We start from the raw sequence: 13,289 nt of genomic DNA, 5'->3' as shown, positions 1-13,289 counted from the left end.
ATCATTGAGTACATAAACTATTACAATAACCACAGAATCAAATTAAAACTAAACGGCTTGAGTCCAATACAATATCGAACTCAAGCCGCTTAATCTAAAAAGTCCAACCTTTTGGGAGCACTACACATCGGGCGCCTTTTTTATGCGGGAAAAGTTAGTTCCGTTTCGGGAGCGGATCGATGAAGTGGCCGCTGTAGGCTTTGAAGCTCCGGCTCGTCCCGATTTTGTCGATCACCGTACGATAGCCTTCCGGCGAGGCTTTGCGGCCGGCGGGCGCGTGCCCGAGCACGCGGGTCAGGGCTTTCGAAAGCAGCGGTTCGTGGATATCGCCCAGGGTGCCGAGGCGAAGGCCTTCCTGGTAAACATCCTGCGGGAGCGGGCGGAAACCGCCCGTATAGTCGCTCTGGTCGGCGGAATTGAACGCCTGCGAAACGATGGGTTGCATGCCCCATTTGTTATTCCGGTCGTTTTCTTCGTAGATCGAGATGGAACCGAGGTTTTTGCCGACCGTGGTGTCTCCCATCAGGTAAACTTCCATGTAAGGCCGGAGACCGTTGATGATGAGCTCGCTGGCGGATGCGGTGCCGGATGACGTGAGCACGATGAAATTCGTCAGCTGGTTGCCGATATTGTTGGCTTCGTTCGTGAATTTCGACGTGACGATGGATTCGCCGTAGGCTTTGATCAGCGCATCGCGGTACGCGTCGTTGAACTTGCGGTAGAAGAACGTTTTATTCGGATCGAGGCCTTTGACGATGTTGCTGCCCAGGTTGATGGTGGAACGGGAATCGCCGCCGGGGTTGTAGCGCAGGTCGAGGATGAGATGCTGCACGCCGGCGCTTTTGAAACGGCCGAACACGGCATCCACCTGGTTGTCGTACGCATGGGTATTATCGCCTTTGTCGGGCGCGAAGAAATTATACACGAAATACCCGATTTTCTTCCCTTCGATGGTATAGACGGAATCGAGGTACAACGGGTTTTCCGCCAATTCCACAACGGATAGCTGCACGGCACGCGCATCGGTGAGGCTGTCTTTCCCGTCTGACCCCGTTACCACTTTCCGGATCCCCAGGCTGTGGGGTTTTGAGAGCGCATCCACGAACCTGTTCACTTCCGATTGCAGGCCAGTATACCGGACGGGCTGGCCGTTGATATCCGCGAAAACATCGCCCCGCATGATCCCCGCCGCTTCGGCCGGGCTCCCCTTCTTCACATACTCCACGATCCCGGCGAGGTAATACGGATTGCTGCCCACGAGGAAAAGATCGTAATCGATCCCCGATTCCTGCGACACGCCGGAAAGGCTCGCCAGCAGCTCCTCGAAATTATCCTGTATCCAGGAGTACCGGTCTTCCGGGCGCTTCAGCAGCGAACTGAAAAACTCCGGCGGCGAAACGGTCCGGTCGGTACTGGCGGGGATATTACCGGTCCAGTAATAGACCTCTTTCATGTTCTTGTAAATCCAGTCGTTCACATATTTGTTCTGGTTGGCGGTTCCCGGGTCGCCGGTTTTCCGGTCTTTCTTGCAGGCGGAAAGTGCGATACCTGCCGCAAGGCAGGTACAGAGCGTCTGGAGCTTGGTCATAAGTTGGGTTGATGGGTGATATGCATAAAGATACGGAAACGGCGCGGAAGCGTTACCGCCGGCTCAGGGAAGTTGGGCGGGGATTACGCCTTCTTCGCGGAGGGCGCTGTGGATGCGCTGTTGCCAGCGCGCTTCGGCGAGGCCGTTGGCGCCGTGGTGCGCTTCATCGTCGAACGCTTCCTGGAGCCGGTTCATTTCCCGGAAAGATTCGAGGTATTCGTATTGGATGCGGCTGTCGTGATCGTCGATCGTCAGCGGCATGGACAGTACTTTTTTCCGGAACCGTTCCGCTACGAGGCGGGTGATGTCGAAATGAAGCTGTTCGTGGACGAGGATGTGGCGGGACGGGGGCTGAATGCGCGTCCAGGAGGCGGAGCGGACCCAGAATACCTGGAGCACGAGGTGGACTTCGAGGGTGTCGCGGAATCGACGGGTGGAGCCGTCGAACCCGAAGCTGGTGAAGCTGACGGCGTCTGACCGGGCCCCGAAGCCCGGGGAACCGCGGAAATCTTCGGCGGCGGCGTGCCGCTGGTGGTAGAAAAGGGTGTCGGACGAAGGGTCGAGCGGCCGCTGTTCTTCCGTGAATACGACCTTCAGCACTTCCGGCGGGCCCTGCGGCGCGGAGGCGACGGGAGGCGGAGGCCAGGCGGCCCAGCCTGCGAGGAGGAAAAGGGCGGAAAAGGGGCGCATATTCCCTAAAGTTCGCAAATCAATTTGACTTCAAAAAATCCGGAAATCCGCTACGGGAAAGGAAATTGGTGGGTTCTGGGGAAATCAGTAATTTACGGTAGACCAAAACAATCACCATTATGTACGGTGGAGGATACATTTTCGACGAACCGAACAAACGGCAGTTGAAGGAAGAGCAATTGCACGACGACCCCGCTAAGCTGGCCGAATTCGAAGCCCGCATCGCAAGAGGGGAAAAGATCGAACCGGGCGACTGGATGCCTTCGGAATACAGAAGGCAGCTCATCCGGCTCATCGAGCAGCACGCGCATTCCGAGATCATCGGCGCGTTGCCCGAGGGCACCTGGATCACCCGGGCGCCGGGCTTCAAGCGGAAACTGGCGCTCATCGCCAAGGTGCAGGACGAGATCGGCCATGGCCAGTTACTGTACAACGCCGCCGAAACCCTCGGCAAAAGCCGCGAAGCCATGATCAACGACCTGCTGAGCGGAAAATCCAAGTATTCGAACGTTTTCAATTACCCGGCGGAAACCTGGGCGGATGTGACCGTGATCGGTTTCCTCATCGATGCGGCCGCCATCGTGAACCAGGTGGCCAACGCGAAGGGGTCTTACGGCCCGTATTGCCGCGCCCTGGAGCGCATCTGCTACGAAGAAAGCTTCCACCTCAAACAGGGGCACGACGCGTTCATCGAACTGGCGACCGGCACGCCCGCGCAGAAACAGATGCTGCAAGACGCGCTGGACCGCTGGTGGCAGCCCATCATGCACTTCTTCGGCCCGCCAGACAAGGCATCCGTCCACAGCCAGAAACTCATGGAATGGAAAGTGAAAATGGCGAGCAACGACGATATGCGGAACCAGTTCCTCGATATGTACGTTCCCAAGATCCGCGAACTGGGCATGACGCTGCCCGATCCGGAACTGAAAAAAGACGAAACCACGGGGAAATGGAGCTATACCGATCCCGACTGGGACCTATTCAAGAAAGTCATCAACGGCGGCGGCCCCTGCAACGTGGAACGCCTGCAGGTGCGCCAGTGGGCCGAAGAGCACGGGCGATGGGTGCGCAAGGCGCTCATGAACCCGAACGCCGCGAAAGTTGCCCCCGTTGCCTAATTCACACAACCGCACAATTATGGACCAACCACATCATTCTTTAGACCCCCGTGTGAACCGGTTGCATCTCCCCGAATCCGGGGGACCGGTGGAAGTGCAGGAAGGCGAAAACTGGAATTCGTTCGAAGTGTTCCACCAGGAAAAGCGCGGCGCGCACCACGAGCACGTAGGCTGCGTACATGCCCCCAACGCCCAGCTGGCACTCGTTTTCGCCAAGGAACAGTTCGCCCGGCGGAAGAAATGCGTCAACCTCTGGGTGGTACGCAGTTCCGACATCCTGGCGTTCAATGCCGAAGACGAAGACATGTTCGCCAACAATGCCGAAAAAACCTACCGCGATGCCAGCGGCTTCAAGGTGATGGAAAAAATCAACCAGTTCAAAAAATCCACGAATGACAAAAAATGACGCCCTCGCCCGGATGCTCACCGCCATGGCCGACGATGCCCTGATCCAGGGGCACCGGAACTCGGAATGGACAGGCCTTGGGCCCATCATGGAGGAAGATATCGCTTTCTCATCCATGGCGCAGGACAAGATCGGCCACGCATGGGCGTTGTACCGCATGCTGCAGGAAGACCTCGGCGGCCAGGACCCCGACGCATTCGCGTTCCTCCGTAACGAAAAAGATTACAAATGCTGCCACTTCGTGGAACATCCCAACGGGGAATACGACTTCAGCCTCATGCGCCATTTCCTGTTCGACCATGCGGAAGCCATCCGCTACCAGCAATTGCGCAACAGCTCGTTTGCGCCGCTGCGCCCGCTGGCCGAAAAACTGAAAGGCGAGATCAAATACCACACCCTCCACGCCAACGCCTGGATCACACAGCTCTGCCGCGCCGGCGAAGAAAGCTACGCCCGCATGCAATCCGCCCTCAATACCTGCTTCCCCCTCGCCCTCGGCATTTTTGAGCCGGACGAAGCAGCCGAAGCGATATTGGTGGCCGAAGGGGTTTATCCCGGAGAAAAGCAGTTGAAGGAAATGTGGGTGGACCGGATTTATAACCTCTGCGCCGCCGCAGGCCTCAACCTGCCGGCGGAAGACGGTGTAACGCCCGCCTATGGCGGCCGGAAGGGCTATCATACCGAATATTTACAACCCCTGCTGGAGGAAATGGGTGCCGTTTTCCGCTCAGACCCGCAGGCCATTTGGTAATTATGACGATCAGTGAATCAGATATTTATAAAGCGCTCGAGCAGGTGATGGACCCGGAAATCCCCGTGCTGTCCGTCATTGACCTGGGTATGATCACCGGGGTGAGCGTGGAGGAAGCAGGGGTCCGCGTGAAAATGATCCCTACTTTCTCCGCTTGCCCCGCGGTAGATTATATCAAGCAGAACATCCGCACCGCGCTGGAAAAGGCGCTCGATACGAAAGTGACGGTGGAGATCGACCGGGAAGCCACCTGGAACAGCGACCGTATGGCCGCCGGGGCGCATGAAAAGCTGAAGAACTTCGGGATAGCGCCGCCGCAGATGCGGCAGGGAGAAGAGCATGCGGAGATCGAGCTGCACACGGCCTGTCCGCACTGTGATTCGGAAAACACCTACCTCCGCTCCCCTTTCGGCTCTACACTGTGCAGGGCCATTCACTATTGCCGCAATTGCGGATATGTTTTCGAGCATTTCAAACCGCTCGGGTAAAATGGCATTTTCTTGTATATTGCCGGTATGAAAATCGGTTTATACTTCGGGTCCTTCAATCCCGTGCACACCGGCCATATGATCATCGCCAATTACATGGCGTACAATACGGACCTGGACAAGGTTTGGATGGTGGTGTCTCCCCACAATCCCCTGAAGGAATCCGCATCCCTGCTGAACGAGCATCACCGGCTCCATCTTACCGAGATGGCGGTAGACGGTGAGCAGAAACTGCGCGTCACCAACATCGAGTTCACGCTCCCGCGGCCTTCTTTCACCATCGATACCCTCACCTATCTTACCGAAAAATTCCCCACGCAGCAATTCGCCGTGATCATGGGGAGCGATAGTTTCCAGAATATTCCGCGGTGGAAGAATTACCGGCAGTTGCTCGATAATTACGAGATATATATTTATAACCGGCCCGGCCACCCGGTCACCGATACCTTCGGCGGCAACTGCAAAATCGTGGATGCGCCCATGCTGGATTTGTCGAGCAGCCGGATCAGGGCGCTCATCAAGGAAGGAAAAAGCGCCCGGTACATGGTGCCGGACGCTGTGTGGAAATATATCCAGGAGAATAATTACTATAAATAAGCGGGCTACTCCTCTTTCTTCTTCACTTTCTCTTTGGAAGAAGGCGTTTTCACGACTTTTACTTCCCGCTTCTTGACGAGGTACTCGTTGGAATAGATGCGGATGAGGACGATGAAAAGCGAGATAAGCAGCGGCCCGAAGATCAATCCCACGAAACCGAACAGGCTTACCCCGATGATCACGCCGAAAATGGTGATGAGCGGATGCACGTCCCCGATCCTTTTGGCGAGCATCATGCGGAAGAGGTTGTCGCAGGTCCCCACCACGCCGAACCCATATACCAGCACCGCGATACCCTGCCAGGTGTTGCCGATGGCGAGGAGATAAATCCCCATCGGAACGTAGACGGCGGCGGCGCCGATAACGGGGAGCATGGCCGTGAAGCTCGTTACTACGAACCAGAACACCGGTTCCGGCACCCCGAACAGCAAATACCCGATCAAAGACACGACACCCTGGATAAGGGCGATGAGCGGAATGCCGATGGCGTTGCTGACTACCATATTCTTCATTTCGCGGGCGAGCAGTTCCACGTTCTCGTCTTTGAGCGGAATGTATTCGTACAGCGCTTCTTCCATTTCGCGGGCGTTGACCAGCATGAAATACAAAATAAAGTAGAGCATGGCCACGGCCGTGAGCGTGTTGAACGTAGCACCGAGGAATCCTGGCAGCACATTGGTGATATATTCCTGCAATTTGGCGAGCCGCCCGTCTTCCATGATATTAATTCCCGTAGCGGATTCCAGCTGCTGGTTCATGCTTTTCAGGCCGGAAATGAGCTCGGACGAGTGACTGATCGCCCAGCCGACCTTGGAGGTGAGCATATTTACGAGGAGGCCGATGGGCAACAGGAAAACGAGAAACGAAAGGATCATGATAACCGCCGCCGCCCAGGGGCGTTTCCATTTGCGGGATTCCACGAGGCGGAACATCCAGCGGCGCGAAAGGACATAGAGGGTCACGGCGCCGAGGAACCCGGGGAAAAATGCATACAGTTCCTTGAACAGGATAATGCCAAGGAATGCGATGATCAGGAGGAAAAAAACCTGTTTCAGCCGGTCGTTGTCGATGTAACTCATATATAATCGGGGTATTTTTCAAACCTACGGCATTTTGGCAGTACTGCAAAGTCTGCCGCCATGGGGAATTATACAATAATAATGCTGATTTAACCAAATTGCCGGATGGTGTGAACAATTGTGGAACAAATTTTGTAACCTTAATGCAAATTGGAGCATAGGACCCCCAGCTCCAGGGAACCCGATTTCTTCACTAAAAAACGCTTGACCATGAGCAGAAATTCAAAAGCAGTCGTTTCATTCATCGTGGGCGCCGCCGTGGGTGTGGCCGTTGGTTATTTCCTCAACTCCGATAAGAAAGAGGAATGGGTCGGTAAACTGAAATACCAGGCAGACAAGCTGAAGGATAAATTCCGCAACAAAAAGCAGCAGCTCGAAGATGCCCTCGAAAACGAATTAACCTAAGCCCCGGCGCTTAAAAAAACTTTGCATGGAAGATAACTTTTCCAACTACTTCTCGGAAACCGGCAAGGTGGCCAAGGATTACCTTGAAACCCGGCTGGCAATTATCAAACTGCAGGCTGCAGGAAAGCTGTCGAAAGCGATGGGATTATTCTTCTCGCTCATCATGGCTTTCCTGCTGTTTTTCTTCGTAGTCGTATTTCTCGGGATGGTACTGGGCTTCTGGATCGGTGAAAAAACCGGCAGCATGACCCTCGGGTTTTCCTGCGCGGCAGGCGCTTTCGTGCTCCTGTTCGTAGTATTGCTCATCGCCCGCAAATCCCTCATCCAACGCCCGCTCGCCAATATGCTGGCGGCCGAACTGGTTGAAGAGATCGAAGAAATGGAAGAACGCGCGGAAGAAAGAAGGGAAGCAAGAAAACAGGCCGCGAATGATTAATCACTACCCCCTCCACCATGGCGAAAATTAAAATCAAAGACATCGAAATGCTCGACCGTGAGGTGGAACGCCTCAAACGCAGGAGCCGCCGGCTGGAAGAAGAGCTGGGCGCCCGGGCAGACCATCTGCGCGACAACTACCGCTCCATGGCCATGAACGCCGTGGTGCCCGGTATAGCGAACAGCGGGTTCCTGGGCGTGGTGGGCGGGCTCGCCACTACGCTGTTTAAATCCGGCGCCGGCAAATCCATGCTGAACAGCGTGCTCATCGGCGCGCTCGAATTCATCGGCGTAAAGCTGGGCATTAAGCTGGTAGACAAAATCCGGAACAGAAGACACCGGAGAAAAAGAAATTCGGCAAATCCCGAGGCCGACGGGGAATAATTTCCCCGCCCCTATGCCCGACGCTCCACTTTAATTTATGTGAGGATCAGCCCCAGACCTGGGTACCCTCGCTGCAGTTCGCACAAATATCGATATGCTTCCTGCCCTTGATCAGCTGGGTGCGGAAGTTTACGTATTGATCGTTGTGCCAGAGGGTCTTGAAATTCGTCTGCTTCAGATCACCGAGGCGGTGCGTGGCGTCTTTGTCGAAACAACAGGGCACCACCAGGCCGTCCCAGGTAATTACGGGCGAATGCCAGAGGCGCCAGCAGTGGTTCTCCATCTTGTTCTTGATGGCATACGTACCGTCGTCGTTCTTTTTATAGCGGGAGTATTTGTCGATCGTAGGAATAAGGCGGTTCCCTTCTTCATAATCATATACCTGCGCGGTTTTGAACCGCACTTCGTCCACCCCGATCTCTTCCGCCAGTCTTTTCACATCTTCGATCTGGTGCTCGTTGGGTTTCACGACGAGGAACTGGAAGAACACGAAAGGCTTTTTGGAATTGAGTTCCTTTTTCCATTTCACGATATTCTTCGCCCCGGCGATCACTTTGTCAAGATGCCCGCCCACGCGGTATTGCGTGTATACGTCCTGGGTGGTGCCGTCGATGGAAATGATGAGCCTGTCCAGCCCGGATTCCACCGTTCTTTTCGCGTTCGCGTCGGTCAGATAGTGGGCGTTGGTGGAGGTGGCGGTATATATTCCTTTGGAAGCGGCGTATTTAACCATGTCGAGGAACGCGGTATTGAGGTACGGTTCTCCCTGGAAATAGAAGATAAGGTACATGAGGTCTTTGTGCAGCTCGTCTATCGTTTGCCGGAAAAACTGGTTATCGAGCATGCCGGTGGGGCGGGTGAAAGCCCTGAGCCCGCTGGGGCATTCCGGGCATCGGAGGTTGCACGAAGTGGTGGGCTCGAAGGAGATCGAAATGGGATAGCCCCATTGGATGGGCTTCTTGCGCATTTTACTATAATAAAAGCTGCCCAGTACCTTCCCGGCGTTCCAGGCTCTGCGGAGCGTGAACTTGGACAGGAAATTGAGCGCGTCGTTGATATTCGGTTTCGGCATAATAGGGCCCGTTTGGCCGATAAAAATACGACAACCAAACGGGTTTCATGCAAGCTTGCGAAAATTGACCTATACTTGCTGCTGATTTTCAAGGAACAACCGATAAGAATTACCCAAACATTGGCTAAAAAGAACCGGAAGCGCCTGCGCGCGTTTTTCCTGATCGTTTCATTGCTGACGCTGGCCGCTACCGCCGGCATATGGTGGCTCCTCCGGCAACAGGCGCCCGCAAACTTCGTGCGGTACGAAGAATTCGGGATAGACATTCCCGTCAATTACTCCGTGCACGGCATCGATATCTCCAAGTTCCAGGGGAACGTGAACTGGCGCGCCGTAAAGCAGATGGAAGTCGAAAACATCAAAATCTCTTTCGCGTTCATCAAAGCCACCGAAGGCATTACCCGGCAAGACGCCACCTTCCGCCGCAACTGGGAAAAAGCCCGCGACGCAGGGGTCATCCGCGGCGCCTATCACTTCTTCTACTCCACCCGCGACCCCATCAAACAAGCGATCAACTTTAAGAATGTAGTCCAGCTGGAGTCGGGAGATCTGCCCCCGGTGCTCGACATCGAGGTGCACAACAACCAGTCGCCCGCCGTAATCCGCAGCACGGCCCGCATCTGGCTCGAGGAAATGGAAAAGGCCTACGGCGTAAAGCCGATCATCTATACCAATATCCACTTTTACGAAACGTATCTCGGCAAGGAATTCGACGATTACCCGCTATGGGTGGCGCATTATTACCAGAAGGAACGGCCGCGTAGCGCGCGGAACTGGGTGTTCTGGCAGCATTCCGACATCGGCAGGGTGAACGGGATCCGGACGATGGTGGATTTCAACGTATTCCGCGGCGACAGTGCCGCGCTGCGAAAACTCTGCATTCCGTAACTTTAATTCATGGAAGACGATTCCCGCAATCAGTTCGACTGGCAGTTGATGAAGTTCCTTATCAAGATTATGAGGACCGTGTTCTACGGTATGTTCTGGCTGATGATCAATATTTTTTTCGGGTTGTACTTGGGATGGGCAGACCCGGAAGCGTCTACCCCGCTGCTCATGGGCATTTTCTACACCTGGCTGGTGCTGAGTGCCGTTGGGTTCGTGTACCTGCTGTGGCGCATGTGGCGGAAAAAGATGCCGCCGCCATGATGGTTATCGGCCGGCGGGCGCGGCAAAAACCTGCGTCCAGAGGTCGGCGGTGCGGCCCACGCCCATTTCCCGGAAATTGGCGCTCATGAGGTTCTTGCAGTGGCCGGGGCTGTTCAGCCAGCCGTTCACGACTTCCGCCTCGGTTTTTGGGCCGGAAGCGATATTTTCTCCCCACCAGTTATAATTGTAACCGGCTGCGGTGATACGCTGTGAAGGCGTGGCGCCCGACGGGCTATTGTGCGAAAAGTACTTGCGGTCGAGCATGTCTTTACTATGCCTGGCTGCGGCGAGCTCCAACAGGGTGTTCCAGGCCAAGGGCGAAACCGGGGGCATCCAGGTGTCTCCGCATTGGCAGCCTTTGGCGCGCGCGGAATTGACGAGCTGGAGCACGAGGTCTTTGTTCGCGCGGTTTTCGACCACTACGGCCGTTGGCGGATCGCCGGGCTTTTCGGGCCCGGGGGCTTCCGGTTGCACGGCGTCATCTTTGGAGCAGGCGGTCAGCAACAGGCATGCCGCGGCGTATACAGGTATATAACGAACCAGTTTCGGTAACATAATTTCCCAGTTTGAATGAGTCGGTACTGGGCTTTTAATAGGAGGAGGTTAAAGCACGTTGGCTTTTTCAGAGGAAGGGCTAAAATCAAACAGGACCCAAAAATACATCCTCCCCTGCAAATCCTTGCAAAAATTATGTTAACGAAATTAATAAATTAATAATCAGTGCGCTATGACGGAAAACCTGTATATGAATGCGGTTATTTGGCAGGCTTGGGGACCGCCAGTTCCTGGCTCCAGAAGTTGCCGACCTTTGCCACGCCCATCTCCGTGAACCGGGGGTTCATGAGGACTTTACAGTGCGTTACGCTATTGAACCATCCATCCACCACGGTTTGTTCGGTAAGCTTTCCCAGCGCGATGTTTTCGCCCCAGGCAGACCATGTGTATCCCATGCTGGAAATGCGGTAGCCGGCCATTTGGCCCTCCCGGTCCTGGTGGCTGAAGTAATTGAAATCTTTCATGTCTTTACTGTGCAGGTACGCGGCGCGCTCCAGGGATCTGTTCCAGGAAATGGGCGGCGCGGCGGCCATGAAAGTATCTCCGCAATTGCAGCCCCTGGAACGGACGTCGTTCACAAGACTGAGCAGCAATGCTGCGTTCACGGGATTGTTCATGGCGAATGCCGTGTCTTTGACCGGGATCGGCGGCGGTGGCGTGATCGTTTCCAACGGATCTTTGGTGCATGCCGTTACCAATAGGCACAGCAGCAACGCTCCTGCCAATGCAGGATGCATCATGTGTCTTGACATAGTCTGATAATGGTTTAAGTCCTCAAAAAAAGTTGGCTTCTCGGGATGCGGTCAAAAATCACCACAAGTGGATTCGGTTAGGGAAAGCAGGTGCGAATCCGGGTTAATAACTTCGAACGCAAAATTACTACTGAATGTGAGAAATCTCACATCAGCGCCCGTAAAAAAGTTGTTAACGAATTGATTGTTAATGAGATGTAAAGATGATCCTTTCGGCCATACGGTATAGGTCTTTCAATATTGCATAGGAATAAATAATTATCTTTCGTTCTGGAAAACAAACATATAATATAATTATTAAGTGTAATTGTACGAATTTGAATTATCGAAAATGTTAAATGGGGAGCGAATGGAGGATCGTGTAGCGATGGACGTATTTTTACCGTTCTGAATATGGCTGTAATATGAAATTTGTTGAAGCGGAACGGTAATGGAGCACGGTTGTTAATGCGCGTCGAAGATGGTATGCCGGCAGACGAAAACCGGCGTCGCGGTTTCCGGGGTGCCCGGCGCAAATGCACCCCCATCGTGATTTCCGGGAATTCCAACTTCACCCATTCGCTGTAATTTCACCCCAAAGTTCCGCCAAATAAAAAGTCAGCGTCACCATGGGCATCGACCGCTGGAATCCGTTCCCGTCAAATAAAATCACGCAACCCAAACCGGATCCGGTTGTTATTTGCATAAAATCAGTTGCATGAAAACACACTTCACCCTGTTCATGGCTGGCCTGCTTGCCATGTCGGCTTGTCAGAACAGCAGTAAGGCGCCAGCGGCCGACTCTACGGCTACGGAGGCCACCAGCGTGGTATTAGACGGTTATTACGAAGCGAGTATACCCGCCGCCTCCTCGCCCGGCCGCCTCGTGGGCCTCACTTTGCGCGCCACCAACGATGCGCAGATGACCACCGACTACATGAACTCCACCCCCGAAATCGTGCAAATGGGCAACTGGAGCAGGCTCGACAGTGCGAAAATCCTCATCACGCTCGTGACAGTCGGCAGCGGCAACCCGAAAAAAGATTCGCTCCTCTTCCGGCAAGACGGAGAATCGCTCGTATACCAAGGTACCGATTACGGAACAGACGGGCTCACGCTCACGAAGAAAACCGCGCCTGCGCCCGCAGCCAAAGAATTGCTGGTGTGGGTGAAATCGGAAGGGGAATGTGAAAACGGCCCCGGTTTCGGCAAAGTGAAATGTTATGACGTGCAATATGGCGACCGGATGCAGAACGATCCCGCATCCTGGGAAAAACTCATGGGCGAGATCGAAGGGTTCAAATTCGAGAAAGGAAATGTTTACCAGCTGAAAGTGAGCCGCATCCCGCACGATCCGCCCCGGCAAGACGTAGGCGCGTATGCGTACAAGCTCGTCGAAACCGTGAAAAAAGAAAAAGCGAAATAGCTGATTCTCGTCATAAACGCCGCCCGAAATTTTTAAAAACGGGGAATATGCCCTAACTTGCCGTCGAAATCTTAAAACTGTATATCATGTTGATGACTGTTTTCCTTAATTCCTTTTACGAGATCGGTAATAAGATCGGCCATTTTGGCGCGTGGTTTTTCATCATCCTGTTTGGTCTGATGTTCCTGTATGCGATGGTGAAATACGTGAAACCGTAATTCCCCGAAGAATCAAAATGCTACATACAAAAAGGCAGCTTCCTCATGGGAAGCTGCCTTTTTTATGCTATTGACCCGTCCTGAAATAGGTTGACACAAATTTTCTCACAATGAGGAGATATCAATCACAGGGCGATGTCCGCCGTACGCAGAAGGATTATACGATGTCCTTTAAAATGCAGGTAGTAATGGAAATT

19 protein-coding genes are annotated in these 13,289 nt (G+C 54.1%); 13 read left to right on the top strand and 6 right to left on the bottom strand.

The features are described from left to right. On the top strand, window positions 1–93 hold a 93-nt coding region (locus EJ361_RS25440), incomplete at its 5' end, for an IS3 family transposase (RefSeq protein ID WP_164714262.1). A 61-nt stretch (window positions 94–154) separates the two neighbouring features. Here EJ361_RS25440 and EJ361_RS25435 read toward each other — a convergent pair. Together EJ361_RS25435 and EJ361_RS25430 are read right to left on the bottom strand one after the other, a co-directional pair. After that, entirely contained in the window at window positions 155–1,588 is a 1,434-nt protein-coding gene (locus EJ361_RS25435; protein WP_126249394.1) for a S41 family peptidase, read from the bottom strand. A 63-nt stretch (window positions 1,589–1,651) separates the two neighbouring features. Next, entirely contained in the window at window positions 1,652–2,278 is a 627-nt protein-coding gene (locus EJ361_RS25430; RefSeq protein ID WP_126249393.1) for a DUF922 domain-containing protein, read from the bottom strand. A gap of 119 nt (window positions 2,279–2,397) precedes the next feature. On the opposite strand from EJ361_RS25430, the gene paaA reads away from it, so the two are divergent. The 5 genes from paaA to nadD are packed head-to-tail and all read left to right on the top strand — an operon-like array spanning window position 2,398 to window position 5,638. Next, window positions 2,398–3,396 (top strand): 1,2-phenylacetyl-CoA epoxidase subunit PaaA, encoded by a 999-nt coding sequence (gene paaA, locus EJ361_RS25425; RefSeq protein ID WP_126249392.1) that lies wholly within the window; start codon window positions 2,398–2,400, stop codon window positions 3,394–3,396. A 19-nt stretch (window positions 3,397–3,415) separates the two neighbouring features. Beyond that, window positions 3,416–3,802 carry a 1,2-phenylacetyl-CoA epoxidase subunit B gene (locus EJ361_RS25420; RefSeq protein ID WP_126249391.1) on the top strand — a complete coding sequence of 129 codons (387 nt, stop codon included), beginning with the start codon at window positions 3,416–3,418 and terminating at the stop codon, window positions 3,800–3,802. Continuing rightward, window positions 3,789–4,553, top strand: coding sequence for a 1,2-phenylacetyl-CoA epoxidase subunit PaaC (gene paaC / locus EJ361_RS25415; protein ID WP_126249390.1), 765 nt, complete (start codon window positions 3,789–3,791; stop codon window positions 4,551–4,553). Before EJ361_RS25420 ends, paaC begins: the two co-directional genes overlap by 14 nt. Before the next feature lie 2 nt (window positions 4,554–4,555). Next, complete coding sequence (paaD, locus tag EJ361_RS25410) at window positions 4,556–5,041, top strand: 1,2-phenylacetyl-CoA epoxidase subunit PaaD (RefSeq protein ID WP_126249389.1); 486 nt, start codon at window positions 4,556–4,558, stop codon at window positions 5,039–5,041. A gap of 27 nt (window positions 5,042–5,068) precedes the next feature. Next, entirely contained in the window at window positions 5,069–5,638 is a 570-nt protein-coding gene (gene nadD, locus EJ361_RS25405; protein ID WP_126249388.1) for a nicotinate (nicotinamide) nucleotide adenylyltransferase, read from the top strand. A gap of 5 nt (window positions 5,639–5,643) precedes the next feature. On the opposite strand, the gene EJ361_RS25400 is transcribed toward nadD, so the two are convergent. Beyond that, window positions 5,644–6,717 carry an AI-2E family transporter gene (locus tag EJ361_RS25400; protein ID WP_126249387.1) on the bottom strand — a complete coding sequence of 358 codons (1,074 nt, stop codon included), beginning with the start codon at window positions 6,715–6,717 and terminating at the stop codon, window positions 5,644–5,646. Between the two features lie 210 nt (window positions 6,718–6,927). Here EJ361_RS25400 and EJ361_RS25395 point away from each other — a divergent pair, with 210 nt between their 5' ends. Genes EJ361_RS25395 through EJ361_RS25385 form a run of 3 tightly spaced genes read left to right on the top strand, consistent with a single transcriptional unit; the run spans window position 6,928 to window position 7,941 of the window. Beyond that, entirely contained in the window at window positions 6,928–7,122 is a 195-nt protein-coding gene (locus EJ361_RS25395) for a YtxH domain-containing protein (RefSeq protein WP_126249386.1), read from the top strand. Between the two features lie 25 nt (window positions 7,123–7,147). After that, complete coding sequence (locus tag EJ361_RS25390) at window positions 7,148–7,558, top strand: hypothetical protein (RefSeq protein WP_126249385.1); 411 nt, start codon at window positions 7,148–7,150, stop codon at window positions 7,556–7,558. A 17-nt stretch (window positions 7,559–7,575) separates the two neighbouring features. Continuing rightward, the gene (locus EJ361_RS25385) at window positions 7,576–7,941 is read left to right on the top strand and encodes a hypothetical protein (RefSeq protein ID WP_126249384.1); all 366 of its coding nucleotides are present in this window, start codon (window positions 7,576–7,578) and stop codon (window positions 7,939–7,941) included. Window positions 7,942–7,987: 46 nt separating this feature from the next. On the opposite strand, the gene EJ361_RS25380 is transcribed toward EJ361_RS25385, so the two are convergent. Beyond that, window positions 7,988–9,013, bottom strand: coding sequence for an SPASM domain-containing protein (locus EJ361_RS25380; RefSeq protein WP_126249383.1), 1,026 nt, complete (start codon window positions 9,011–9,013; stop codon window positions 7,988–7,990). A 75-nt stretch (window positions 9,014–9,088) separates the two neighbouring features. Between EJ361_RS25380 and EJ361_RS25375 the strand changes: the two genes are divergently transcribed. After that, on the top strand, window positions 9,089–9,901 hold the full coding sequence (locus EJ361_RS25375; RefSeq protein WP_240646740.1) for a glycoside hydrolase family 25 protein: 813 nt from the start codon (window positions 9,089–9,091) through the stop codon (window positions 9,899–9,901). 9 nt (window positions 9,902–9,910) lie between these two features. Next, complete coding sequence (locus EJ361_RS25370) at window positions 9,911–10,162, top strand: hypothetical protein (RefSeq protein ID WP_126249382.1); 252 nt, start codon at window positions 9,911–9,913, stop codon at window positions 10,160–10,162. Between the two features lie 3 nt (window positions 10,163–10,165). On the opposite strand, the gene EJ361_RS25365 is transcribed toward EJ361_RS25370, so the two are convergent. Together EJ361_RS25365 and EJ361_RS25360 are read right to left on the bottom strand one after the other, a co-directional pair. Beyond that, window positions 10,166–10,717 carry a CAP domain-containing protein gene (locus tag EJ361_RS25365; protein ID WP_126249381.1) on the bottom strand — a complete coding sequence of 184 codons (552 nt, stop codon included), beginning with the start codon at window positions 10,715–10,717 and terminating at the stop codon, window positions 10,166–10,168. Between the two features lie 200 nt (window positions 10,718–10,917). Further along, window positions 10,918–11,469, bottom strand: a complete 552-nt coding sequence (locus EJ361_RS25360) for a CAP domain-containing protein (RefSeq protein ID WP_126249380.1) — start codon at window positions 11,467–11,469, stop codon at window positions 10,918–10,920. Between the two features lie 697 nt (window positions 11,470–12,166). On the opposite strand from EJ361_RS25360, the gene EJ361_RS25355 reads away from it, so the two are divergent. Then, window positions 12,167–12,874 carry a DUF4377 domain-containing protein gene (locus EJ361_RS25355; RefSeq protein ID WP_126249379.1) on the top strand — a complete coding sequence of 236 codons (708 nt, stop codon included), beginning with the start codon at window positions 12,167–12,169 and terminating at the stop codon, window positions 12,872–12,874. A gap of 86 nt (window positions 12,875–12,960) precedes the next feature. Continuing rightward, the gene (locus EJ361_RS26060; protein ID WP_262707091.1) at window positions 12,961–13,092 is read left to right on the top strand and encodes a hypothetical protein; all 132 of its coding nucleotides are present in this window, start codon (window positions 12,961–12,963) and stop codon (window positions 13,090–13,092) included. Window positions 13,093–13,289: the final 197 nt, after the last annotated feature.

Source organism: Chitinophaga rhizosphaerae (assembly GCF_003958645.1).
Lineage (GTDB): Bacteria > Bacteroidota > Bacteroidia > Chitinophagales > Chitinophagaceae > Chitinophaga > Chitinophaga rhizosphaerae.
The sequence above is the reverse complement of the archived record's forward strand: the minus strand, read 5'-3'. Positions and strand labels throughout refer to the sequence as shown.

Coding starts and splice junctions, on each gene's coding strand:
- EJ361_RS25430 (WP_126249393.1), bottom strand. CDS start 2,278: ATGCGCCCCTTTTCCGCCCTTTTCCTCCTCGCAGGCTGGGCCGCCTGG.
- EJ361_RS25365 (WP_126249381.1), bottom strand. CDS start 10,717: ATGTTACCGAAACTGGTTCGTTATATACCTGTATACGCCGCGGCATGC.
- EJ361_RS25390 (WP_126249385.1), top strand. CDS start 7,148: ATGGAAGATAACTTTTCCAACTACTTCTCGGAAACCGGCAAGGTGGCC.
- paaC (WP_126249390.1), top strand. CDS start 3,789: ATGACAAAAAATGACGCCCTCGCCCGGATGCTCACCGCCATGGCCGAC.
- EJ361_RS25400 (WP_126249387.1), bottom strand. CDS start 6,717: ATGAGTTACATCGACAACGACCGGCTGAAACAGGTTTTTTTCCTCCTG.
- EJ361_RS25385 (WP_126249384.1), top strand. CDS start 7,576: ATGGCGAAAATTAAAATCAAAGACATCGAAATGCTCGACCGTGAGGTG.
- EJ361_RS25370 (WP_126249382.1), top strand. CDS start 9,911: ATGGAAGACGATTCCCGCAATCAGTTCGACTGGCAGTTGATGAAGTTC.
- EJ361_RS25420 (WP_126249391.1), top strand. CDS start 3,416: ATGGACCAACCACATCATTCTTTAGACCCCCGTGTGAACCGGTTGCAT.
- EJ361_RS26060 (WP_262707091.1), top strand. CDS start 12,961: ATGTTGATGACTGTTTTCCTTAATTCCTTTTACGAGATCGGTAATAAG.
- paaA (WP_126249392.1), top strand. CDS start 2,398: ATGTACGGTGGAGGATACATTTTCGACGAACCGAACAAACGGCAGTTG.
- EJ361_RS25360 (WP_126249380.1), bottom strand. CDS start 11,469: ATGTCAAGACACATGATGCATCCTGCATTGGCAGGAGCGTTGCTGCTG.
- nadD (WP_126249388.1), top strand. CDS start 5,069: ATGAAAATCGGTTTATACTTCGGGTCCTTCAATCCCGTGCACACCGGC.
- paaD (WP_126249389.1), top strand. CDS start 4,556: ATGACGATCAGTGAATCAGATATTTATAAAGCGCTCGAGCAGGTGATG.
- EJ361_RS25435 (WP_126249394.1), bottom strand. CDS start 1,588: ATGACCAAGCTCCAGACGCTCTGTACCTGCCTTGCGGCAGGTATCGCA.
- EJ361_RS25395 (WP_126249386.1), top strand. CDS start 6,928: ATGAGCAGAAATTCAAAAGCAGTCGTTTCATTCATCGTGGGCGCCGCC.
- EJ361_RS25355 (WP_126249379.1), top strand. CDS start 12,167: ATGAAAACACACTTCACCCTGTTCATGGCTGGCCTGCTTGCCATGTCG.
- EJ361_RS25380 (WP_126249383.1), bottom strand. CDS start 9,013: ATGCCGAAACCGAATATCAACGACGCGCTCAATTTCCTGTCCAAGTTC.